The sequence below is a fragment of the Streptomyces sp. GQ60 genome (assembly GCF_059758875.1).
On the sequence record NZ_JCAXEG010000007.1, the window covers coordinates 225,163 to 245,813 of the forward strand.

Annotated in this window: 19 protein-coding genes and 2 tRNA genes; 15 read left to right on the forward strand and 6 right to left on the reverse strand. The window is 70.0% G+C overall.

What is annotated here, in order from left to right:
* Positions 1-103 precede the first annotated feature (103 nt).
* The 6 genes from gyrB (at position 104) to AC6CKD_RS19840 (ending at position 7,368) form a co-directional block, all read left to right on the forward strand.
* Positions 104-2,161: a DNA topoisomerase (ATP-hydrolyzing) subunit B gene (gene gyrB / locus AC6CKD_RS19815; protein ID WP_498328762.1), complete on the forward strand. Its 2,058-nt coding sequence runs from the start codon at positions 104-106 to the stop codon at positions 2,159-2,161.
* A 40-nt stretch (positions 2,162-2,201) separates the two neighbouring features.
* The gene (gene gyrA, locus AC6CKD_RS19820) at positions 2,202-4,817 is read left to right on the forward strand and encodes a DNA gyrase subunit A (protein ID WP_498328763.1); all 2,616 of its coding nucleotides are present in this window, start codon (positions 2,202-2,204) and stop codon (positions 4,815-4,817) included.
* Positions 4,818-4,819: 2 nt separating this feature from the next.
* Positions 4,820-5,464: a DUF3566 domain-containing protein gene (locus AC6CKD_RS19825; protein WP_498328764.1), complete on the forward strand. Its 645-nt coding sequence runs from the start codon at positions 4,820-4,822 to the stop codon at positions 5,462-5,464.
* Between the two features lie 106 nt (positions 5,465-5,570).
* A tRNA-Ile gene (locus AC6CKD_RS19830) sits at positions 5,571-5,644 on the forward strand.
* 157 nt (positions 5,645-5,801) lie between these two features.
* Complete coding sequence (locus AC6CKD_RS19835) at positions 5,802-5,936, forward strand: DLW-39 family protein (RefSeq protein WP_208809277.1); 135 nt, start codon at positions 5,802-5,804, stop codon at positions 5,934-5,936.
* A 124-nt stretch (positions 5,937-6,060) separates the two neighbouring features.
* The gene (locus tag AC6CKD_RS19840) at positions 6,061-7,368 is read left to right on the forward strand and encodes a hypothetical protein (RefSeq protein ID WP_498328765.1); all 1,308 of its coding nucleotides are present in this window, start codon (positions 6,061-6,063) and stop codon (positions 7,366-7,368) included.
* 8 nt (positions 7,369-7,376) lie between these two features.
* Here the strand turns inward: AC6CKD_RS19840 and AC6CKD_RS19845 are convergent, their stop codons facing one another.
* Positions 7,377-8,732 carry a serine/threonine-protein kinase gene (locus AC6CKD_RS19845; RefSeq protein WP_498328766.1) on the reverse strand — a complete coding sequence of 452 codons (1,356 nt, stop codon included), beginning with the start codon at positions 8,730-8,732 and terminating at the stop codon, positions 7,377-7,379.
* A 50-nt stretch (positions 8,733-8,782) separates the two neighbouring features.
* Entirely contained in the window at positions 8,783-9,334 is a 552-nt protein-coding gene (locus AC6CKD_RS19850; protein ID WP_478685196.1) for a helix-turn-helix domain-containing protein, read from the reverse strand.
* A 160-nt stretch (positions 9,335-9,494) separates the two neighbouring features.
* Here AC6CKD_RS19850 and AC6CKD_RS19855 point away from each other — a divergent pair.
* Positions 9,495-9,567 (forward strand) — tRNA-Ala (locus tag AC6CKD_RS19855).
* A gap of 191 nt (positions 9,568-9,758) precedes the next feature.
* Positions 9,759-11,522: a hypothetical protein gene (locus AC6CKD_RS19860; protein ID WP_498328767.1), complete on the forward strand. Its 1,764-nt coding sequence runs from the start codon at positions 9,759-9,761 to the stop codon at positions 11,520-11,522.
* 50 nt (positions 11,523-11,572) lie between these two features.
* Here the strand turns inward: AC6CKD_RS19860 and AC6CKD_RS19865 are convergent, their stop codons facing one another.
* Positions 11,573-11,893, reverse strand: a complete 321-nt coding sequence (locus AC6CKD_RS19865) for a hypothetical protein (RefSeq protein WP_498328768.1) — start codon at positions 11,891-11,893, stop codon at positions 11,573-11,575.
* A gap of 587 nt (positions 11,894-12,480) precedes the next feature.
* Between AC6CKD_RS19865 and AC6CKD_RS19870 the strand changes: the two genes are divergently transcribed.
* Positions 12,481-13,299: an isocitrate lyase/PEP mutase family protein gene (locus tag AC6CKD_RS19870; RefSeq protein WP_498328769.1), complete on the forward strand. Its 819-nt coding sequence runs from the start codon at positions 12,481-12,483 to the stop codon at positions 13,297-13,299.
* Positions 13,300-13,460: 161 nt separating this feature from the next.
* On the opposite strand, the gene AC6CKD_RS19875 is transcribed toward AC6CKD_RS19870, so the two are convergent.
* Positions 13,461-14,942 carry an MFS transporter gene (locus tag AC6CKD_RS19875; protein ID WP_498328770.1) on the reverse strand — a complete coding sequence of 494 codons (1,482 nt, stop codon included), beginning with the start codon at positions 14,940-14,942 and terminating at the stop codon, positions 13,461-13,463.
* 102 nt (positions 14,943-15,044) lie between these two features.
* Here AC6CKD_RS19875 and AC6CKD_RS19880 point away from each other — a divergent pair, with 102 nt between their 5' ends.
* Both AC6CKD_RS19880 and AC6CKD_RS19885 read left to right on the forward strand, forming a co-directional pair.
* Entirely contained in the window at positions 15,045-15,524 is a 480-nt protein-coding gene (locus tag AC6CKD_RS19880) for a MarR family winged helix-turn-helix transcriptional regulator (RefSeq protein WP_498328771.1), read from the forward strand.
* Positions 15,525-15,670: 146 nt separating this feature from the next.
* Positions 15,671-16,174 carry a LysM peptidoglycan-binding domain-containing protein gene (locus AC6CKD_RS19885; protein WP_498328772.1) on the forward strand — a complete coding sequence of 168 codons (504 nt, stop codon included), beginning with the start codon at positions 15,671-15,673 and terminating at the stop codon, positions 16,172-16,174.
* A gap of 105 nt (positions 16,175-16,279) precedes the next feature.
* Here the strand turns inward: AC6CKD_RS19885 and AC6CKD_RS19890 are convergent, their stop codons facing one another.
* The gene (locus AC6CKD_RS19890; protein ID WP_498328773.1) at positions 16,280-17,035 is read right to left on the reverse strand and encodes a DUF5324 family protein; all 756 of its coding nucleotides are present in this window, start codon (positions 17,033-17,035) and stop codon (positions 16,280-16,282) included.
* Between the two features lie 175 nt (positions 17,036-17,210).
* On the opposite strand from AC6CKD_RS19890, the gene AC6CKD_RS19895 reads away from it, so the two are divergent.
* Together AC6CKD_RS19895 and AC6CKD_RS19900 are read left to right on the forward strand one after the other, a co-directional pair.
* The gene (locus tag AC6CKD_RS19895; protein WP_498328774.1) at positions 17,211-17,738 is read left to right on the forward strand and encodes a peptidylprolyl isomerase; all 528 of its coding nucleotides are present in this window, start codon (positions 17,211-17,213) and stop codon (positions 17,736-17,738) included.
* Between the two features lie 94 nt (positions 17,739-17,832).
* Positions 17,833-18,717, forward strand: a complete 885-nt coding sequence (locus AC6CKD_RS19900; RefSeq protein WP_498328775.1) for a rhomboid family intramembrane serine protease — start codon at positions 17,833-17,835, stop codon at positions 18,715-18,717.
* A gap of 106 nt (positions 18,718-18,823) precedes the next feature.
* Here the strand turns inward: AC6CKD_RS19900 and crgA are convergent, their stop codons facing one another.
* Entirely contained in the window at positions 18,824-19,078 is a 255-nt protein-coding gene (gene crgA, locus AC6CKD_RS19905; protein ID WP_243331050.1) for a cell division protein CrgA, read from the reverse strand.
* 91 nt (positions 19,079-19,169) lie between these two features.
* Between crgA and AC6CKD_RS19910 the strand changes: the two genes are divergently transcribed.
* Both AC6CKD_RS19910 and AC6CKD_RS19915 read left to right on the forward strand, forming a co-directional pair.
* Complete coding sequence (locus tag AC6CKD_RS19910; protein ID WP_498328776.1) at positions 19,170-19,946, forward strand: DUF881 domain-containing protein; 777 nt, start codon at positions 19,170-19,172, stop codon at positions 19,944-19,946.
* A complete protein-coding gene (locus AC6CKD_RS19915) occupies positions 19,915-20,649 on the forward strand; it encodes a class E sortase (protein ID WP_498328777.1) in 735 nt (244 codons plus the stop codon). Before AC6CKD_RS19910 ends, AC6CKD_RS19915 begins: the two co-directional genes overlap by 32 nt.
* Positions 20,650-20,651 lie beyond the last annotated feature (2 nt).

A 20,651-nucleotide genomic window follows, 5' to 3' on the forward strand; every position in this document is an offset into this window, starting at 1 on the left:
CCGCGCACGCGCGGGATCCAGTCGAGTAAAGCTGACCACCGCTGACAACGCAGATCGACGCAGCCGCTCCCGCTTGCATGCATGCCGGCCCGGAGTACGGCCTGTGCTGTGCCAGAAAGGGCGCTTCGTGGCCGATTCCGGCAACCCCAACGACAACCAGTCCACAGTCGGCCAGAACGGCGAGGTCACGTCCTCGTACGACGCCAGTGCCATCCAGGTCCTCGAGGGCCTGGACGCGGTCCGCAAGCGGCCCGGCATGTACATCGGCTCCACCGGTGAGCGCGGGCTCCACCACCTCGTCTACGAGGTGGTCGACAACTCGGTCGACGAGGCCCTGGCAGGGCACGCGGACACCATCGACGTGACGATCCTCGCCGACGGCGGCGTGCGCGTGGTCGACAACGGCCGCGGTATCCCGGTCGGCATCGTGCCGTCCGAGGGGAAGCCGGCCGTCGAGGTCGTGCTGACGGTCCTGCACGCGGGCGGCAAGTTCGGCGGCGGCGGCTACGCCGTCTCCGGCGGTCTGCACGGCGTCGGCGTCTCCGTCGTGAACGCCCTGTCGACCAGGGTCGCGGTCGAGGTCAAGACCGACGGTTACCGCTGGACCCAGGACTACAAGCTCGGTGTCCCGACGGCGGCCCTGCTGAAGAACGAGGCGACGTCCGAGACGGGCACCTCGGTCACCTTCTGGGCCGACGGCGACATCTTCGAGACCACCGAGTACTCCTTCGAGACGCTCTCGCGCCGCTTCCAGGAGATGGCCTTCCTCAACAAGGGCCTGACCCTCACCCTGACGGACGAGCGCGAGTCGGCCAAGGCCACGATGGGCGCGGACACCGCCGAGGAGATCGACGACCAGCAGGCGCGCACGGTCAAGTACTACTACGAGGGCGGCATCGTCGACTTCGTGAACCACTTGAACTCGCGCAAGGGCGAGATGATCCACCCGACCGTCATCGACGTCGAGGCCGAGGACAAGGAGCGCATGCTCTCGGTCGAGATCGCGATGCAGTGGAACTCGCAGTACACCGAGGGCGTCTACTCCTTCGCGAACACGATCCACACGCACGAGGGCGGCACCCACGAAGAGGGCTTCCGCGCCGCGATGACGGGTCTGGTGAACCGCTACGCGCGTGAGAAGAAGTTCCTGCGGGAGAAGGACGACAACCTCGCCGGTGAGGACATCCGCGAGGGTCTGACCGCGATCATCTCGATCAAGCTGGGCGAGCCGCAGTTCGAGGGCCAGACGAAGACCAAGCTGGGCAACACGGAGGCCAAGACCTTCGTGCAGAAGGTCGTCCACGAGCACCTCAACGACTGGTTCGACCGGAACCCGAACGAGGCCGCGGACATCATCCGCAAGTCGATCAACGCCGCCACGGCGCGCGTCGCGGCCCGCAAGGCCCGTGACCTCACCCGTCGCAAGGGCCTGCTGGAGAGCGCCTCGCTGCCGGGCAAGCTGTCGGACTGCCAGTCGAACGACCCGACCCAGTGCGAGATCTTCATCGTCGAGGGCGACTCGGCCGGCGGCTCGGCCAAGTCCGGCCGCAACCCGATGTACCAGGCCATCCTGCCCATCCGCGGCAAGATCCTGAACGTCGAGAAGGCCCGTATCGACAAGATCCTCCAGAACACCGAGGTCCAGGCGCTGATCAGCGCCTTCGGCACGGGTGTGCACGAGGACTTCGACATCGAGAAGCTCCGCTATCACAAGATCATCCTGATGGCGGACGCCGACGTCGACGGCCAGCACATCAACACCCTGCTGCTGACGTTCCTGTTCCGCTTCATGCGGCCGCTGGTCGAGGCCGGTCACGTGTACCTGTCGCGTCCGCCGCTGTACAAGATCAAGTGGGGCCGCGACGACTTCGAGTACGCGTACTCGGACCGCGAGCGCGACGCCCTGGTCGAGCTCGGCAAGCAGAACGGCAAGCGGATCAGGGAAGACTCGATCCAGCGCTTCAAGGGTCTGGGCGAGATGAACGCCGAGGAGCTGCGCATCACCACGATGGACGTCGACCACCGCGTGCTCGGCCAGGTCACCCTGGACGACGCCGCGCAGGCCGACGACCTGTTCTCGGTGCTGATGGGTGAGGACGTCGAAGCCCGGCGCTCCTTCATCCAGCGCAACGCCAAGGACGTTCGCTTCCTCGACATCTGAGTCGGCTCAGCTGACCGCCCGAAAGGACTTCTGACCAGCAATGGCCGACGAAATCATCCCCACCGCCGCGGAATCCGCGGAGGAGCAGCCCGTCGTACGCATCGAGCCCGTCGGGCTCGAGACGGAGATGCAGCGCTCCTACCTCGACTACGCGATGTCCGTCATCGTCTCCCGCGCGCTGCCCGACGTACGGGACGGCCTCAAGCCGGTCCACCGCCGTGTGCTGTACGCGATGTACGACGGCGGCTACCGGCCCGAGAAGGGCTTCTACAAGTGCGCCCGCGTCGTCGGCGACGTCATGGGTACGTACCACCCGCACGGCGACTCCTCGATCTACGACGCCCTGGTCCGCCTGGCCCAGCCGTGGTCGCTGCGCATGCCGCTCGTGGACTCCAACGGCAACTTCGGTTCTCCGGGCAACGACCCGGCGGCCGCGATGCGCTACACCGAGTGCAAGCTCATGCCGCTGGCCATGGAGATGCTCCGGGACATCGACGAGGAGACCGTCGACTTCACGGACAACTACGACGGCCGCAACCAGGAGCCCACGGTCCTGCCGGCGCGGTTCCCGAACCTGCTGATCAACGGCTCCGCCGGCATCGCGGTCGGCATGGCCACCAACATCCCGCCGCACAACCTGCGCGAGGTCGCGGCCGGCGCCCAGTGGGCGCTGGAGCACCCGGAGGCCTCGCACGAGGAGCTCCAGGACGCGCTCATCGAGCGGATCAAGGGCCCGGACTTCCCGTCGGGCGCCCTGGTCGTGGGCCGCAAGGGCATCGAGGAGGCGTACCGGACCGGGCGCGGCTCCATCACGATGCGCGCGGTGGTCGAGGTCGAGGAGATCCAGAACCGCCAGTGCCTGGTGGTCACGGAGCTTCCGTACCAGACCAACCCCGACAACCTGGCGCAGAAGATCGCCGACCTGGTGAAGGACGGCAAGGTCGGCGGCATCGCCGACGTCCGCGACGAGACCTCGTCCCGGACCGGCCAGCGCCTGGTGATCGTCCTCAAGCGCGACGCCGTCGCCAAGGTCGTGCTGAACAACCTCTACAAGCACACCGACCTGCAGACGAACTTCGGCGCGAACATGCTGGCGCTGGTGGACGGCGTGCCGCGCACGCTGTCGATCGACGCCTTCATCCGCCACTGGGTGACGCACCAGATCGAGGTCATCGTCCGGCGCACGAAGTTCCGCCTGCGCAAGGCGGAGGAGCGCGCCCACATCCTGCGCGGTCTGCTCAAGGCGCTGGACGCGATCGACGAGGTCATCGCGCTGATCCGGCGCAGCAACACGGTCGAGATCGCCCGCGAGGGCCTGATGGGCCTGCTGTCGATCGACGAGATCCAGGCGAACGCGATCCTGGAGATGCAGCTCCGCCGCCTCGCGGCCCTGGAGCGGCAGAAGATCGTCGCCGAGCACGACGAGCTCCAGGCCAAGATCAACGAGTACAACGCGATCCTGGCCTCCGAGGAGCGCCAGCGCCAGATCGTCAGCGAGGAACTGGCCGCCATCGTCGAGAAGTTCGGCGACGACCGGCGTTCCAAGCTGGTGCCCTTCGACGGCGACATGTCCATGGAGGACCTGATCGCCGAAGAGGACATCGTCGTCACGATCACCCACGGCGGGTACGTCAAGCGCACCAAGACCGAGGACTACCGCTCGCAGAAGCGCGGCGGCAAGGGCGTGCGCGGCACGAAGCTGAAGCAGGACGACCTCGTCGACCACTTCTTCGTGTCCACCACGCACCACTGGCTGCTGTTCTTCACGAACAAGGGCCGCGTCTACCGCTCCAAGGCGTACGAGCTGCCGGACGCCGGCCGCGACGCCCGCGGGCAGCACGTGGCGAACCTGCTGGCCTTCCAGCCGGACGAGAAGATCGCCCAGATCCTCGCGATCCGCGACTACGAGATCGCCCCGTACCTGATCCTGGCCACCAAGGGCGGCCTGGTGAAGAAGACGGCGCTCAAGGACTACGACTCTCCCCGTTCGGGTGGCGTCATCGCGATCAACCTCCGGGAGACCGAGGACGGCAGCGACGACGAGCTGATCGGCGCCGAGCTGGTGTCCGCCGAGGACGACCTGCTGCTCATCAGCAAGAAGGCGCAGTCGATCCGCTTCACGGCGACCGACGACGCGCTGCGCCCGATGGGCCGCGCCACCTCGGGCGTGAAGGGCATGAGTTTCCGCGGAGGGGACGAACTGCTGTCCATGAGCGTGGTCCGGCCGGGTACGTTCGTCTTCACCGCGACCGACGGCGGCTACGCCAAGCGGACGCCGGTGGACGAGTACCGCGTCCAGGGCCGTGGTGGCCTGGGCATCAAGGCCGCGAAGATCGTGGAGGACCGCGGCTCGCTCGTCGGGGCGCTCGTGGTGGATGAAACGGACGAAATCCTCGCCATCACGCTCAGCGGTGGTGTGATTCGTACGCGCGTCAACGAAGTACGGGAGACCGGCCGTGACACCATGGGCGTCCAGCTGATCAACCTGGGCAAGCGCGATGCCGTCGTCGGCATCGCCCGCAACGCGGAGGCCGGTCAGGAAGCTGACGAGGTCGACGACATCGAGAACGAGATCGGGACCGAGGCGGCCGTCGAAGGACAGGCCGTCGAGGCCGCCGGGGGCACGGAGCCCTCGGCCGGGGAGCACGAGGAGTAAGCGTGAGCGGAGCCACGGGCGCCGGACCGGCCAACACTGGAGCGAACGGTGCCCGTGGCCCCGCCGCGGACTCCCAGGGGGGAACCGTGACGGACACCCGAGGACCGCAGCCGCCTCAGGCACCTCAGGCGCATCAGACTCAGGCGGGGGCCGGCCCTCAGCCGCCGTACCACCCGCCGCAGGCGTACTCGGTGCCCCCGGGCCCCGGGGCGCCGCGCGGGGCGGGTGATCCCGGTGCGCAGCGCAAGCCGCGCACGGGCGCCCGTATGGCGCCCAGGACGCGCAAGGCGCGGCTCCGGGTGGCCAAGGCCGACCCGTGGTCGGTGATGAAGGTCAGCTTCCTGCTGTCGATCGCGCTGGGCGTGTGCACGATCGTCGCGTCGGTGGTGCTGTGGATGGTCATGGACGCCATGGGCATCTTCTCCAGCGTCGGCGGCACGATCAGTGAGGCGACCGGCTCGAACGAGAGCAACGGCTTCGACCTCCAGACCTTCCTGTCGCTGCCGCGCGTCCTGATGTTCACGACGGTGATCTCGGTCATCGACGTGGTGCTCATGACGGCGCTGGCGACCCTGGGCGCGTTCATCTACAACCTGTCGGCGGGCTTCGTCGGCGGTGTGGAGCTGACGCTCGCCGAGGACGAGTAGGCCTCCGAAGACGGGGCGGATGACCTGCGCAGACGGGCCGCCGCCATCGATTTTGGAGTCACCGGGTCTGTGCGCTAACCTTCAGAAGTCAGCGCGCAGCGCGGATGGGGCTATAGCTCAGTTGGTTAGAGCGCATCCCTGATAAGGATGAGGCCACAGGTTCAAATCCTGTTAGCCCCACAGTGTCGAAGACCCCCAGGCCCATGGCCTGGGGGTCTTCGCCGTTGGGCCAGTTGGTGGATCAGTTGATGGGTCGGCAGATCACCGATCGGTATCGGTCGGTGTGTATTGTTGGGCGCCAGAAGTCCCCTACGTCAACGAAAGACGAGGTCGCGCGGTGAAGAAGCTGCTCCTGGTCGCACTGGCCGCCATCGGCGGGCTCCTCGTGTACCGCCAGATCCAGGCGGACCGCGCAGAGCAGGACCTGTGGACGGAGGCAACTGACTCCGTGCCTTCTGGTTCCGGTGTGTGAGACCCGAGGTTGATCCCAGAGCCCCGACTGCCGCTGCGGTCGGGGCTTTGTGCTGCTCTGTGACGAAATGTTGCAATATGCAAAGAAGTTGCTTGCGTTGGCAAACTCGGGGTGGGTGCGTGTGATGGGTGGGGTACGTCGGGTACGGACGACCACGGCGGCGGCGCTGGCCGCCCTCGGGCTGCTCGCGGCGCTGCCGGGGGCCGCGGTCGCGGCGGGGACCCCGCAGCCGGTCCCCGCCTACCGGGGCGCCGACGGGGCCCAGGCGGTCGAGGGGAAGCCGTCCACGGCCGGCGCCCCGGAGCTGAAGGCCGGCTCGGTCTACAAGGATTCGATGGCTCCGGGGGAGCGGTACTACCGGCTCAACCTCGACGACCGCTCGACCGTGTACGTCTCCGGCGTGCTCCAGCCCCCGGGCGGCGCCAAGGTGGGCTACGGCGACGTCCTGGAAGTGGACGTCCTCACCATCGAGAACCGCTCCTGCATGGGCAGCCCCGGACGGGCGGGCTTCGGCTACGACCCCGTCCCCGTCAGCGCCGTGGGCGCCCGGGTCAGGCAGGAGGACGCCGCCTGTCAGGGCGGCGGCACCTACTACGTCAAGGTCACGCGCGAGACGGCCAAGGACGGGGACCAGGCGGCCTGGCCCCTGGAGCTGCGGGTCCAGCGCGAGCCGGAGCTCGGCGGCAGCAACGCGCCCGCCGCCGCTCCCAGCGTCTGGCCCTCCGCCTCCCCGACCCTGCCCGGCAGCGATGCGGCGCCGCGCACCGGCGGGACCGGCTTCAACGACGCGCGGGCCCTGGACAGCGGCGTCTGGAGCGACGAAGTGCGCCCCGGCCAGACCCTCTACTACCGGGTGCCGCTCGACTGGGGACAGCAGTTGGGCCTCGCGGCCGAACTCTCCGCCGGCCAGCTGACGAAGGACTCCGGATACGCCTCGCCCGGCCTCTCCGTCTCGCTGTACAGCCCGTACCGGTCGCTGATCGACGGCGAGGACGCCTCGTACGACGGTAAGCAGGCGGGGCTCACGCTGCCGCGGACCCCGCCGGTGGCCTACGCGAACCGCTTCGCCTCCGACCGGAAGGTCGGGTCGGTCCGGGTGGCCGGCTGGTACTACGTCGCGGTGACCATGGCCGGGAAGGTCGGGGAGTTCACCAAGGAAGCGGTGCCCGTCCCGCTGACCCTGCGCACGCAGATCATCGGAGCGCCGGGCAAGGCTCCGGCGTACGCGGAGGACCTCGCGGCGGGCGGGTTCGGGGTGGGGGCCGGGGACCGCACCGCCGCCAAGGAGGGCACCACGGCGGTGGAGGCCGATGCCGCCGCCGCGAACCGGTCGGTGATGCGGGTGGTCGCGGGTGCCGGCTTCGGCACGGGGACGGTGCTGCTGCTCGTCCTGGGCGGCTGGATCCTGCTGTCCCGGCGGCGGGCCGCCTAGGACAGGCACTAGAGCTGGGTCAGTGCCCAGATCCCGACGGCGAAGCACAGCACGGCGGCGAGCAGGATCCCGGCGGTGACCTTCGGGGGCGGCGGCGCGAGCGTGCTCGTGCGGGGTCCGGCGGGCGCGTGCGCGGGCTGTTGGTACGGATGCGCGTAGGGGGCCGTCGGCGTCGGCTGAGGCGTTTGCGGCGCATCCGGCGCCGGGGTGGCGGCGAGGAGGGGCGGCGGGAGGTGGAAGCTGCCCGTCTCGGAGGGCCCGAAGACACCGAGGGGAGTGGTGGCGGGGGTCCGGGCGTCGTCGGGTGTCGCGGGCACGGTGACGGCCGGGGCCGCGTGGGGGGCCGTGGGCGGGGTCTCGTACGGAGCTTGGTACTGGGCTTGGTACCGGGCTTCGTGTGCGGCCCGGTGCCCGGTTTGCCGCGCGTCGGTATCCGCGTTCGTGGCCGGCCGGGGCGGTCGGGGTTCCTGGGGCCCCCGGGGCTCTTGGGGTGTGAAACCGGCGGGAACCGGGCCCAGTTGGTCGAATACCTCGACCACTCCGAGCGGATCTCCGTCCGGGCCGGGCGGCGGCAGCAGCTCCACGGCCTCGGCGAGGGCCCTGCGCGCCCCGGTGGCCGTCTGGAACCTGCTCCGGGGGTCCGGCTGCAGCAGCGCGGCCAGGACGTCCCACAGCGGCGCGGGAACGCCCTCCGGGGCGCCGGGGGTGCCGTGGGTGAAGAACTGCTCCGCGAGGGCCTGGGAGTCGGGCTTGGCGCCCTTGAGGAGGTAGAGGCCGACCAGTCCGACGGCGAACAGGTCGGCGGTGAAGTCGGGTTCGGAGCCGAGGAGTTGTTCGGGCGCGAGATAGCCCGGCGTGCCGACCACGTAGGCGGTCTCGGTCAGCCGGGGCTCGCCCTTGCGCATGGCGATGCCGAAGTCGGACAGCCGCAGGTGCGGCCGCCCGGTTCCAGTGGCCTCCATGAGGATGTTGGCCGGTTTGATGTCGCGGTGGACGACACCCTCCGCATGCACCGCCGCCAGCCCCGACAGGAGCTGGTCGAGCAGCGTGCACACGAACCGGGGCGGCAGGGCCCCGTAGTCCCCGATCACATGGGCGAGCGAACCTCCGGCGACGAGGTCCATGGTGAAGAGGACCTTGTCGTCGTCCGCCGCCCAACTGGCCGGGGCCAGCACGTGCGGGTGATCGATCCGCAGCGCCTGCTCGCGGACGAACCGCAGCAGGGTGTGGGCATCGCTCTGCAGGAGGACTTTCGCTGCGACGTACCGGCGGCGCCGGTGGTCCCAGGCACGCCATACGGCGCCGGCGCCGCCACGCCCGATCGGGTCGATCAGTTCGTACCGGCCGGCGAAGATCTCACCCATTGCTGCGCCCGTCCCCCGTCGTCAGCTCTGTCCGTCGCGTGCGTCGCGTGTCAGTTCTGGTGCGATTCGTAGTGCGCGACGGCGTCGGAGGTGCGGCCCGCTCCGTACACCCGGAGGAACTCTGCCAGTTCCGGGTGGGTCGGGGCGAGGGTGTCCGCCGCGTCGATGATGTCGCCGGCCGCGGAGACCGAGCGCAGCAGCGACTGGATCTCGCGTACGACGCGCTTGACGGTGGGTGCGCCGGAACCGGTGGCGGCCTGGCTGGTGCTGTTGCTGAGGACGGAACCTCCCTGGGTCTTCTTGATCTCGTCCATGCGGTCGGTCGCCTCTCCCGCGCTGACGCTCCCGTCGGCCACCTGGCCGGCGAGGTCCTGGAGAGCCTGGACCCGCTGGACCACCGCGGGGTTGCCGATCTTGGCCCGCTGACCGCTCATCAGCTGGGACAGCATCGGCGCCGACAGCCCGAGGACGGCAGCGAGGCGGGCCTGGTTCAAACCGAGGTCATCTATGAGCCGGCGGAAGAGCGCGCCCAAGGGCTCCCCGTACCAACTCCGCTGGAGTTCCCTGGCTCTGGCGGTCGCCTCTTGCTGTACTGCGTCCACTCTTACTACTCCCCTTCGCTGGTGCGAACCTCGCGAGCATCTTACGGAGAGTGGTCGCGGGGCGGGAGTCCCTATCATTTTGCGGGATGAGGGGGTACACCCGGTACTCTGTCCTTCGGAACGGTCACCCCCTCTCCGAAGGACTGCCGTGCCCGCGTACGGGGCCTTAGCTCAGTTGGTAGAGCGCTGCCTTTGCAAGGCAGATGTCAGGAGTTCGAATCTCCTAGGCTCCACACTCGTAAGACCCCCTTGATCTGCGGAAACGTAGAGCAAGGGGGTCTTTTGCCGTCCTGGCGGGACGCAGTGGGGCACGGCGGGGGAGACGGGGCCCGCCCGGGGCCCGCCCGGGGCCCGCCCGGGGCCTTGGTGGGCAGAACAGTCCATTCCACCCCGCGCCGTGGCGGCCCCGCCCTACAGTGGCGGCGTGAACGACCTTCCCGACCTGCGGTCGGTTCTTGAAGATCTTGGCAAGCTCGTTCCGGGCATCGTCCCGAACCCCGGGGCCGACCCCGACCTCGTCGTCATCGGTGAACGCTATTGGGCCTTGGCGGGCTTCTCCCCGGAGTTCGGTACACCCGTGTGGTGCGAGAAGGCCAGGGACATCGACACCGACGGGTGGGGGCACCAGATCTACGCCGTCGCGGCGGCCGGTGTGCGCGCCGTGGTCCCGGGGCGGACGTGTCCCGACTGCGCGGGGCCGCTGAGCCTCACGTCGCGGACCGCCTTCCAGCAGGTGTGCGCCGGCGGGGATTCCGCCTGTGTGGAGTGCACGGAGTGGCTGCTCTCCGCGGTGCGCGTGGTCCTCGATCCGGCTCGCAAGGAGAAGAGGGAGGCCGGCAGAGCCACGACGCGGCAACAGGAGGTCCTCCACGACACCGGCGCCGCGTGGGCCGAAGCCCAGAGGGAGGTCGTCGCGCGGCGCTACGAGACCGCCTTTCCCGCCGAGCGCACGCGACCGCTCCCCGCCCCGGTCAAGGACATGGTCGCCACCCTGGCACTGCTGAGGTACGCCTCCTCGACCTCGCCGATCGCCGATATCGCGGAGTGGCCCGAGCCGCTGTACCCGGACATGGGTGCGGCTTCCGAGTTACTGGGATCGCTGCTCGGGGCCGGGCTGCTGAAGATTCATCCCACGAGCCCTGCCGAGGCGTTCGTCTGGTCCCCGGAGGGTTTCGAGCACGCGCTGCGGGAGGCCGGAGGAGATCTGGACGCCGTTGCCGAGCCCGAACTCACCGGCGAGTTCTACCCGCTGAGGGCGCGGTACTACGTCCCCTTCGGCACGAGCCCGGGAAGGGCGGCCGAGGAGCTCGACGCCGAGCTCGCCAGCGCCCTGACTCCGGCCCTCATGAGCGCGGCGCAGCACGACGAGCTGCTGGAGTGCGCGCGAGAGCTCATCGCGGAGGAGGCGCTCCGCTACTTCACCAACCGGCTCGAGGAGCTGAACCTGCCTCCGGTTCCGGAGAACCACGGTGCCCGTCTCGGCGACACCGCCTACAAGGTCGCCGAACACCGGTCCCTCGGTGAGATCTACAACCTGGTCTGGCGTGCGACGCGTGCCGCGGCGGAGGGAGCGCAGAAGAACCCCCTGACTCCCCGAGCACACATGAGCACCTACGCGGTCAACCGGTTCGAGGACGACGGTCAACGGGCGGTCTCCGATCCCCGATGGGAACTCAAGCCGTTCAGCGCCATCGCGGGGAACGGGCCGGCGGCGATGACCCGTGCGCTCTTCTACGGCGTCCTCGGTCTCAACCCCGTCGACACCAGCCTTGCGCGGATCGGGGAGGCGTTGCCGCTCCCCGCCACGGCGCCCGTGGTCACGGCCGGGGTGACCGCCACCGGCCACGACGGTCTGGCAGCCGTCGTGGCCTGGCTCCATGCGCACGCGGATGCCTGGGACCCGCTCAGGGTTCCCGTAGAGCTCGGGCTCCTCGAGCAGGTGCGGGAAGACGCTCCCGACTGGCACTTCGAGGGGAAGATCATCGCGCGGGACGCGGCCAGGCTGCACCGGCTGTACGCACGGCTGGCTCCGGCCCTCGGGGCGCAGGAGGCGGCCCTGGCGGTACTGGCGGCCACGGGCATGCTCGTACATCCGGTGACCCGGGACGGGGCCACGGTCACCAGCGGGGAATGGATTCTGGACGTCCTCAGCGCCCTGTTCCTCGACGGGGCGGACGGCGGCGTGTGAGGGCATGCGCCCGGACCGGCGCCCGGGCGGCCGCCGCCGTCCGGCGCCGGTCAGTCGGTGACGAGGTCGTCACGGGCGCGGACCAGCAGGGCGGTGCCCAGGCCGGCGAACATCGCGACGAGGGCGGCGCCGGCGGCCGCGGTGGCGGTGTTCGTGTTGTCGGCGGGCTCGTCGAGCTCGGCGCCCGCAGCGACCGGGCCCTTGGGGACGACGACGGTCTGCGGCTTCGCGGCGTTGGCGGGCTTGGTGGAGGGCTTGGCGGCCGGCCGGGCCTTGGGCATCAGCTGGAAGGTCGAGGCACCCTCGCTCAGCACGCGGATGTCGAATCCCCCGCCGTTGTTCGTGAGCTTGTACTGGACGTCGTCGAGCACGGCGACGGGGTGGGTGACGTCGAGCTTCGCCAGGACGCGGCCGGCCCAGCCGTCGCCCGGCTTCCAGTCGGGGGAGACGGCGCGGATCCAGACCTCGGGGCCCTCGGACTCGTGCGCAGCACCGCGATCCGGCCCTTACCCAGCGGGACGATCTCACCGTCGTAGCGGTCGTTGCCCGAGGGGTTCGCTGATACTGCCGACACCGCCGACACCGCCGACACCGCCGACACCGTCGACACCGGCGTCACGGCCGTCGCGGCCTGCGCGGTGGGCGCGAGGAGCGCTCCGGCGAGGGCGGCGGTGACGATCGAGGTGCGGAGGGCGGTACGCATAACGACTCCTTGGAACATGGTCTGGGAGGGGGCGGAGAGTCGCATGCCGCGGTGTCGCTGTCGGGGTTTCGTCCGGTCAGTCTGCGGGGCTGCTGATGTGAAATCTACGGATCTCGATCGATCGGAACGTGGGCTTCCTGTCATGGCCGCGTAACAGCGAAAAGCCGGGTGACCAGCGCACTCTCCGGGAGGATTCCTCTACCGTGGGATCGATGTGACGAGCACTTAAAAACCGTCTGGCTGAGGAGCGTTCGCATGACCGTGGAAGCGAAGACCACCGAGAAGGCGCTGCGGCTGCGCGCGTTGGGCGAGTCTCTGCTCGTTCTCCCCAATGCCTGGGACGCGGGCAGCGCGGCGGTGATCGAGTCGGCCGGGGCGCCGGCCATCGCCACCACCAGCGGCGGTGTGGCCTGGTCGATCGGGCGCGGGGACGGGCAGCACGCGACGGGGCCGGAGATGCTGGCGGCGGCCGCGCGGATCGTGGCGGCCGTGGACGTCCCGGTGACCGTGGACATCGAGGGCGGCTACGAGGACGTCGCGGCCACCGTGCGCGAGGTGGTGGCGGTGGGCGCCGTCGGGATCAACCTGGAGGACTCGAAGCCGGCCGACGGTACGCTCCACACCGCCTCGGAGCAGGCCGAACGGATCCGCGCCGCCCGTGCGGCGGCCACCGCGGCCGGGCTGCCCGAGCTGGTGATCAACGCCCGTACCGATGTCTTCCTGTTCGGGATCGGCGAGGAGTCCGGCCGCCTCGCGGACGTACTGGCGCGGGTGGAGGCGTACGCCGCCGCCGGGGCCGACGGGATCTTCGTGCCGGGGCTGCTGGACCTGGACGTCCTGAGCGAGATCGCGCGGGGCCCGCTGCCGGTCAACGTCATGGCCGGGCCGGGCGGTCCGTCCGTCGCCGAGCTGGCGAAGGCCGGGGTGCGCCGGGTCAGTGTCGGGACCGGCGTGGCCCAGGCGGCGTACACGGCGGCCCGCGCCGCGGCGGTGGAGGTGCTGGAGCAGGGGACGTACGGGGCGCTCGACGGCGCGGTCGACTACGGCTCGCTCAACGGCCTCTTCGTGAAGTAGGGCCCCGACCCGGGCTTGTGGTGAAGCGGCCGACGAAACGGCTGGTGATACGGCTGTGGGCCGCTCCGGTGTACGGAGCGGCCCACAGCCGTATCCACAGTCCCGTCGGTCAGCCCGACCTCGTCCTGTCCCGATGTTTCACGTGAAACATCGGGCGGGAGTCACCGGCGCCGGCCGGTCCGCAGCAGGGTCGCGGCCACCACGAGCGCCGTCAGCATCAGCCCGGCCCCGATGCCGAAGGCCAGGTGGTAGCCGGACGTCAGGGCTTCGGCGCGGTCGAGGCCGGTGGAGAGCAGGGAGTCGGTACGGGCGGCCGCCAGGGTGGAGAGGACGGCGACACCGAGGGCCATGCCGATCTGCTGGGTGGTGTTGAACAGCCCCGAGGCGAGGCCGGCGTCCTGCGCGTCGGCGCCGGACATGCCGAGCGCGGTGAGGGCGGGCAGGGCCAGGCCGAAGCCGGCGGCCAGCAGCATCACGGGGAGCAGGTCGGTGACGTAGTCGGCGCGGACCGGGAGCCGGGTCAGCAGGCCGAGGGCGACGACGAGGAGGGCGAGTCCGGCCAGGAGGATGCTCCGTTCGCCGAAGCGGGCGTTGAGCGGGGCCGAGGCGAAGAGGGAGACCCCGCCGATGACCACGGCCGCCGGGAGCATCGCCAGGCCGGTCTCGGCGGCCCCGTAGCCGAGCACGTTCTGGAGGTACAGGGCGACCAGGACCTGGAAGGAGAAGAGCGCGGCCACCATCAGCATCTGGACGAGGTTCGCGCCGACCACGGTCCGGGAGCGGAAGATCCGCAGCGGTACCAGCGGGGTGCGGGTCTTGGCCTGGCGTGCGGTGAAGCCGGCGAGCAGGGCGATCGAGAGCGCGCCGAGGCCGAGGGTGTGCGCGGAGAGCCAGCCGTAGCGCTCCACCTCGACGACCGTGAAGATCCCGAGCATCAGGCCGGCCGTGACCAGGAGGGCGCCGATGACGTCGGCTCCGGCGCGCAGGCCCACTCCTCGATCGGCGGGGAGGGCGGGCAGGGCCAGCGCGAGGGCGGCGAGCCCGATGGGCAGGTTGATGAAGAAGATCCAGTGCCAGTCGAGGGCATCGGTCAGGACCCCGCCGAGCACCTGTCCCAGGGAGGCTCCGGCCGCACCGGTGAAGGAGAAGACGGCGATGGCCTTGGCCCGCTCGCGCGGTTCGGTGAACAGCGTGATCAGGATGCCCAGGCTGACGGCCGCGGCCATGGCGCTGCCGAGTCCCTGCAGGAACCGGGCGGCGATCAGTACTTCGGGCGAGCCGGCGAATCCGGCGAGCAGGGAGGCTCCGGTGAAGACGGCGGTCCCGGCCAGGAACATCCGCTTGCGGCCGATGAGGTCGCCGAGCCGGCCGGCGAGGAGCAGCAGGCTGCCGAAGGCGATCAGGTAGGCGTTCACGACCCAGCTGAGTCCGGCGGGGGTGAAGCCGAGGTCGTTCTGGATGGCCGGCATCGCGACGGTGACGATGCTGCCGTCGAGGACGGTCATCAGGACTCCGGTGGACAGCACCCCGAGGGCGGTCCACCGGGAGCGCAGCCCGCGGGGAGCGGCGGCCGCGGCGGAATCGGGCGCGGCCGACCCGGTGGGAGTGGTGGGAGGGGCGGCGGGAGCGGAGGTGGCAGACATCGGTGTCCCCAGTCGGTGAGCGGCGGGCTGACGTGGTAAGACCGTATCAGATAGTTCCGTTGCAGACGATCTATTGGGGACTGAATTGCTAGACTGGTGGGCATGACAGCCATGGCCCCCGCCCAGAACGAGCCGGACCTCTCCTTCCTCCTGGACCACACCAGCCACGTCCTGCGCACCCGGATGGCGGCGGCACTCGACCGGATCGGGCTCACGGCACGGATGCACTGCGTGCTCGTGCACGCGCTGGGGGAAGAGCGGACCCAGATCCAGCTCGCCGAGATCGGGGGCATGGACAAGACGACGATGGTCGTCACCGTCGATGCCCTGGAGAAGGCCGGGCTGGCCGAGCGGCGGCAGTCCCGCACGGACCGCCGGGCCCGCGTCATCGTCGTCACCGAGCAGGGCGCCGCCCTGGCGCAGGAGAGCAGCCGCATCGTCGACCAGGTGCACGCGGACGCCCTCGCCTCCCTCTCGGACGCGGACCGCGAGGCCGTGCTGCGCGTACTCAACCTCCTGGTCAAGGGCGACCTGGAGACCCCGTCGGAGAGCCCGAGGCCGGCCCGCCGGGCCCGCCAGTAGCGGCCCCGACAGCCCGCCGGGCCCGCCAGGAGCGGCCCGTATCGACCGGATGGCTCAGTCGCGGGGCCGTCCGACGCCTTCTGGCAGAGAGTGGGAACAGGTCACTCAAGCCCAGGGGGGCACCACCATGCCGGAGGCGTACGCACATGGGACTGTTCGACTTCATGAGGTCCGACAAGAAGAAGGAACAAGCCGAGAAGGCCGCCGAGAAGGCGGCTGAGCAGGTGCAGCAGCAGGGCGCGGCGGCTCCGCCGCCCCCGTCCGCGATGCCCGCCGACACCGGGACCAAGTACGCCGACCCGGCGGCGGCGACCAAGGCGGCCGCCGAGCGGATGGCGGCGGCGGCGCCCAAGGCCGCGCCGGCGCCGACGGCGCCCCCCGTCGCACGGCCCGCCCCGCACACGCCCACGCCGGCTTCCGCCGCGCACAAGGCGGTGCCGGCGGCGCCGATGCCCGCGGCGACGTCGAAGCCCGCACCCAAGCCGCAGCGCACGTACACCGTCCGCTCGGGCGACTCGCTCTCCGCGATCGCCCGCCGCGAGCTCGGCAACGAGGGCCGCTGGCGCGAGCTCTACGCCATGAACAGGGGCGTCATCGGCTCGAACCCCGACATGATCCACCCGGGGATGAAGCTCACCCTCCCCAGCTAGTGGGGGAACGCGCATGAGAGTGGGGCCCGGATCCTGGAAGGGATCCGGGCCCCACTCTCATGACTCTTTTCGTGAGCGCCGTTCGTCAGCGGTGCTTGCCGTTCGTCAGCGGTGCTTGCGCTTCGCGTCCTCCGCGTCGATCCGCTCCTGCGCGGCCTCGGCCTCAGCTTCCAGGCCGGACACGAAATCCGACGTCCCGGTCTCGCGCTCCTTCGCCGCCAGCTCCTCGTCGAAGGGGCCCTGGGCCTCCTCACGCGCGGACAGCTCGGTGGCGGCCGGCGGCTCCACGAGCCAGTCCGGGTTCGACTGCTGGTCCCACCACCTCCACGCGGCGTAGGCCCCGGCGGCCAGGACACCGGCCACCGCTGCGCCCTTGAACCACCGGCCGCAGCGCGCCCGCCGCTCGTGGCGCCGTACGAGCTTCTGCACCTCCTTGGCGGAAACCTGGCCGCGCAGCGCCGCCAGCGCCGCCGTCGACCGGGACGCGGCCTCCTCGGCCATCGGCTGGGCCGCCGCGAGGGCGCTCTCCAGCCGCGGCTGCGTGTACTCCACCGCGTGCTGGGCCGCCAGGCGGGTCTGCTTCACGGCATTGGACGCCGCCCGGTCCACATTCGGCGGCACATGGGCGCGCACCGACTTGATCCGGGGCTGGACGTGGCAGCAGTACGTCGAGCGGGCTTGCTTGGCAGCCTCGCCGGCCGCGTGCGACACCTTCGGTGCGAGCCGTTCGTTCGCTTCGTGGGCGTAATGGACCGCAGCGTGCTTGGCGGATTCCGCGTACGGCGCCACCACTTCCGCTGCGTGCCGCGCCGTATCCCTGGCACTTGATGCTGCCAGGCGCACGCTTTCCTTGCGGGTCACAGGATCCTCCTCCTCGGTGGCGGACACAGTTCACCTTTCCACCCTTTGTCGGATCATGCCTCCCATAGCGCCGCCCGGCATGCGCGACAGGGCATACGGGTGGACGATTTCCGCCCTGTGCAGCCCTCCGTGCGAGGATCTGAAACCGACAGTGATGACGAGGGAAGGCAGATCCGTGGCCGAGAAGCTCTACGCCACCCTGAAGACCAACCACGGCGACATCGAGATCGAGCTTCTGCCGAACTTCGCTCCGAAGACCGTGCGGAACTTCGTCGAACTCGCCACCGGCGAGCGCGAGTGGACGCGTCCCTCGGACGGCCAGAAGACCACGGACCCGCTCTACGACGGCACCGTCTTCCACCGCGTCATCAGTGGGTTCATGATCCAGGGCGGCGACCCGCTGGGCAACGGCACCGGCGGCCCCGGCTACCAGTTCGCCGACGAGTTCCACCCCGATCTGGCCTTCACCAAGCCCTACCTGCTCGCGATGGCGAACGCCGGCCCGGGCACCAACGGCTCGCAGTTCTTCATCACCGTCGCCCCCACCGCCTGGCTGACGCGCAAGCACACCATCTTCGGCGAGATCAGCAACAAGGACAGCCAGAAGATCGTCGACACCATCGCGGCAGGTCCCACGAACTCACGCACCGAGCGCCCCCTCGACGACGTGATCATCCACTCCGTGGTCATCGAGAAGCGCTGACCGCAGGGGAACCTTTCGGCCCCGCCCGTCCGTCCTCGATACGTACCGGACGGGCGCGGCGGACCCGCCGCCTCGCCGCCGACCGAGGGGACCGATGGACACCGACCGTCTTCCGGGCTGCTACCGGCACCCGGACCGCGAGACCGGGATCAGCTGTACGCGCTGTGAGCGGCCGATCTGCCCCGAGTGCATGGTCAGCGCCTCGGTCGGCTTCCAGTGCCCCGAATGCGTCCGAGGAGGCTCGGGAACGGGCCACGGGCCCGCCTCCAACGCTCCGCGGACGATCGCGGGCGGGGTGGTCGCCGCCGATCCGTACCTGGTCACCAAGATCCTGATCGGGATCAACGTGGCCGTGTTCCTCGCGGCCCAGATCTTTCCCGGCCTGGTGATCCAGGTGGAACTGCTCGGACGTTACCGGGAGCAGGTGGGCTGGCCGCTCGAAGGCGTCTCCACGGGCGAGTACTACCGGCTGCTGACCTCGACGTTCCTGCACACCGCGCTGTGGCACGTCCTCGGCAACATGCTCGCCCTGTGGTTCATCGGCGGACCCCTGGAGCAGGCCCTGGGCCGGGCCCGCTACCTCGCCGTATACCTGCTGTCGGCCCTGGGCGGCAGCGCCGTGGTCTACCTGCTCACCGAGCCGAACGTCGCGACCCTCGGTGCCTCCGGAGCCGTCTTCGGCCTGCTCGGTGCCACCGTGGTGCTGTTCCGCCGGATGCGGTACGAAATGCGTCCGCTGATCACCATGGCGGTGTTCATGCTGGTACTGACCTTCGTACCGGGGCTGAACGTGTCCTGGCAGGCCCACATCGGTGGCCTCGTCACCGGTGTGCTGGTCGCCTCGGGCTTCCTGTGGCCCACAAAGGACATGGGCGCGCGGAATCGCAAATTCGTCCAGTGGGGCACCTGTGTGGCGGTGTTCCTGCTGGCCACAGCCCTGATCGCGATCCGGACGGCTGAACTTTCCGTACTCACCTGATCACACCGGCGTCAACTCTCCACAGAGTTATCCACAGATCTTCTGTCTTTTCCTCAGGTGTGGATGACGCTGTGGATAACTCATGGGGAGAGCTTGCGAAGCCTGGCTACTTCCACTGCGTGGAGACGCCGAATCCTGCCGCAATGAAGCCGAATCCGACCACAATGTTCCAATTTCCGAGGGCTTCGATCGGAAGCTGGGTCTCGGAGAGATAAAAAACGACGATCCATGCCAGGCCGACCAAGAAGAACGCCAGCATGACCGGGGCGACCCAGTTGCGGTTCGTCAGCTTGATCGACTGCGGCGTCCGCGAGGGGGGCGGCGTGTAGTCGTCCTTCTTGCGGATACGTGACTTCGGCACGAGGGGCTCTCCTGTCGATGGGCTGGGGACCTTGCCTGCCCCGGGCGTCCGTTAGCGTAGTGGACCTGTGGCGTTGAAGGAGAAGGGTACGTTGAGCAATTCCGACGACTCCTCCGCGGGTCCCCGTCGCCGTGCCAGACCGGTCCGGCTGCTCACGGCCGCCGTCTTCGCCCTGGCCGGCTTGATCTTCGTCACCAGCTTCAACACCTCCAAGGGTACGAACATCCGGACGGACGCCTCGCTCCTCAAGCTGTCCGACCTGATCCAGGAGCGCAGCCAGAGCAACCTGGAGCTGGAGAAGAGCACCGCCACCGCACGCGACCAGGTCGACGCACTCGCCGGCCGCGACAACGGGAGCAGCAAGGCCGAGGACGCCAGGCTGGCCGCCCTGCGCGCCGCCTCCGGCACCGAGGAGATCGCCGGCAAGGCCGTGACGGTCACCCTCAACGACGCGCCCCCGAACGCCACCGCCCGCATCCCCAACGTGCCCGAGCCGCAGCCCAACGACCTGGTGATCCACCAGCAGGACCTCCAGGCGGTGGTCAACGCCCTCTGGCAGGGCGGCGCCGAGGGCATCCAGGTCATGGACCAGCGCCTGATCTCCACCAGCGCCGTGCGCTGCGTGGGGAACACCCTGATCCTCCAGGGCCGGGTGTACTCGCCCCCGTACAAGGTGTCGGCGGTCGGCGACCCCGGTGCGCTGAAGAAGGCCCTCGCCGCTTCCCCGGCGCTGCAGAACTACCAGCTGTACGTGAACGCGTACGGGCTCGGCTGGAAAGTGGACGAGCACAAGGCGCTGACACTGCCGGGCTACTCCGGCACAGTGGACCTCCACTATGCGAAGCCGCTGGAGTCCGCCACCCCGTGACGCCGTACTGCGCCTGCTGGTACGGACGTTCAGCGAGGTGTGCCTGACCGCGGGCTCGCTCATCGTGCTCTTCGTGGCCTACGTCCTGCTGTGGACCGGGGTCAAGGCCGACCAGGCCATGGACGGGGAGATGGCCCGCATGCGCGACCGCTGGTCCGCGGCGCCCGCGGCCGCCCCGCAGCCGGCTCCCGCTCCGTCGCCAGACCCGGCCGCCCCGCAGCCCGCCGCGTACCCGCCGGGCCGGGCCTTCGCCGAGATGTACGTCCCGCGCTTCGGCCCCGGCTGGAACAAGCCGGTCCTGGAGGGCACGGGCACGGAGCTGCTGAAGAAGGGCCTGGGCCACTACGCCGGCACGGCCGCGCTCGGCGGGACCGGGAACTTCGCGGTGGCCGGCCACCGGCGCACCTACGGCGACCCCTTCAAGGACATCCCCAAGCTGCGCCCCGGCGACCTGGTGATCCTCAAGGACGCCACCGGCTGGTACACGTACACCGTCCGTGCGGAGCCGCTGCGCACGCTCCCCACGGAGGTCGGCGTGGTCGACCCGGTGCCGAGCCGCTCGCCCTTCACCGGGCCGGGCAAGTACCTGACGCTGACCACCTGCGACCCGGAATGGGGCCACAGCCACCGGCTCGTGGTCTGGGCCGAACTGACCGGTATGCGGACCCTCGCGCAGGGCGGGCCGGAGGGTTTGGCAAGGTGACC

What these genes read in the sequence shown, in the direction of transcription:
- AC6CKD_RS19885 (WP_498328772.1), top strand. Translation starts at nt 15,671, where the DNA reads ATGGGACTGTTCGACTTCATGAGGTCCGACAAGAAGAAGGAACAAGCC.
- AC6CKD_RS19900 (WP_498328775.1), top strand. Translation starts at nt 17,833, where the DNA reads ATGGACACCGACCGTCTTCCGGGCTGCTACCGGCACCCGGACCGCGAG.
- AC6CKD_RS19875 (WP_498328770.1), bottom strand. Translation starts at nt 14,942, where the DNA reads ATGTCTGCCACCTCCGCTCCCGCCGCCCCTCCCACCACTCCCACCGGG.
- AC6CKD_RS19880 (WP_498328771.1), top strand. Translation starts at nt 15,045, where the DNA reads ATGACAGCCATGGCCCCCGCCCAGAACGAGCCGGACCTCTCCTTCCTC.
- gyrA (WP_498328763.1), top strand. Translation starts at nt 2,202, where the DNA reads ATGGCCGACGAAATCATCCCCACCGCCGCGGAATCCGCGGAGGAGCAG.
- AC6CKD_RS19870 (WP_498328769.1), top strand. Translation starts at nt 12,481, where the DNA reads ATGACCGTGGAAGCGAAGACCACCGAGAAGGCGCTGCGGCTGCGCGCG.
- AC6CKD_RS19915 (WP_498328777.1), top strand. Translation starts at nt 19,915, where the DNA reads ATGCGAAGCCGCTGGAGTCCGCCACCCCGTGACGCCGTACTGCGCCTG.
- AC6CKD_RS19840 (WP_498328765.1), top strand. Translation starts at nt 6,061, where the DNA reads ATGGGTGGGGTACGTCGGGTACGGACGACCACGGCGGCGGCGCTGGCC.
- AC6CKD_RS19845 (WP_498328766.1), bottom strand. Translation starts at nt 8,732, where the DNA reads ATGGGTGAGATCTTCGCCGGCCGGTACGAACTGATCGACCCGATCGGG.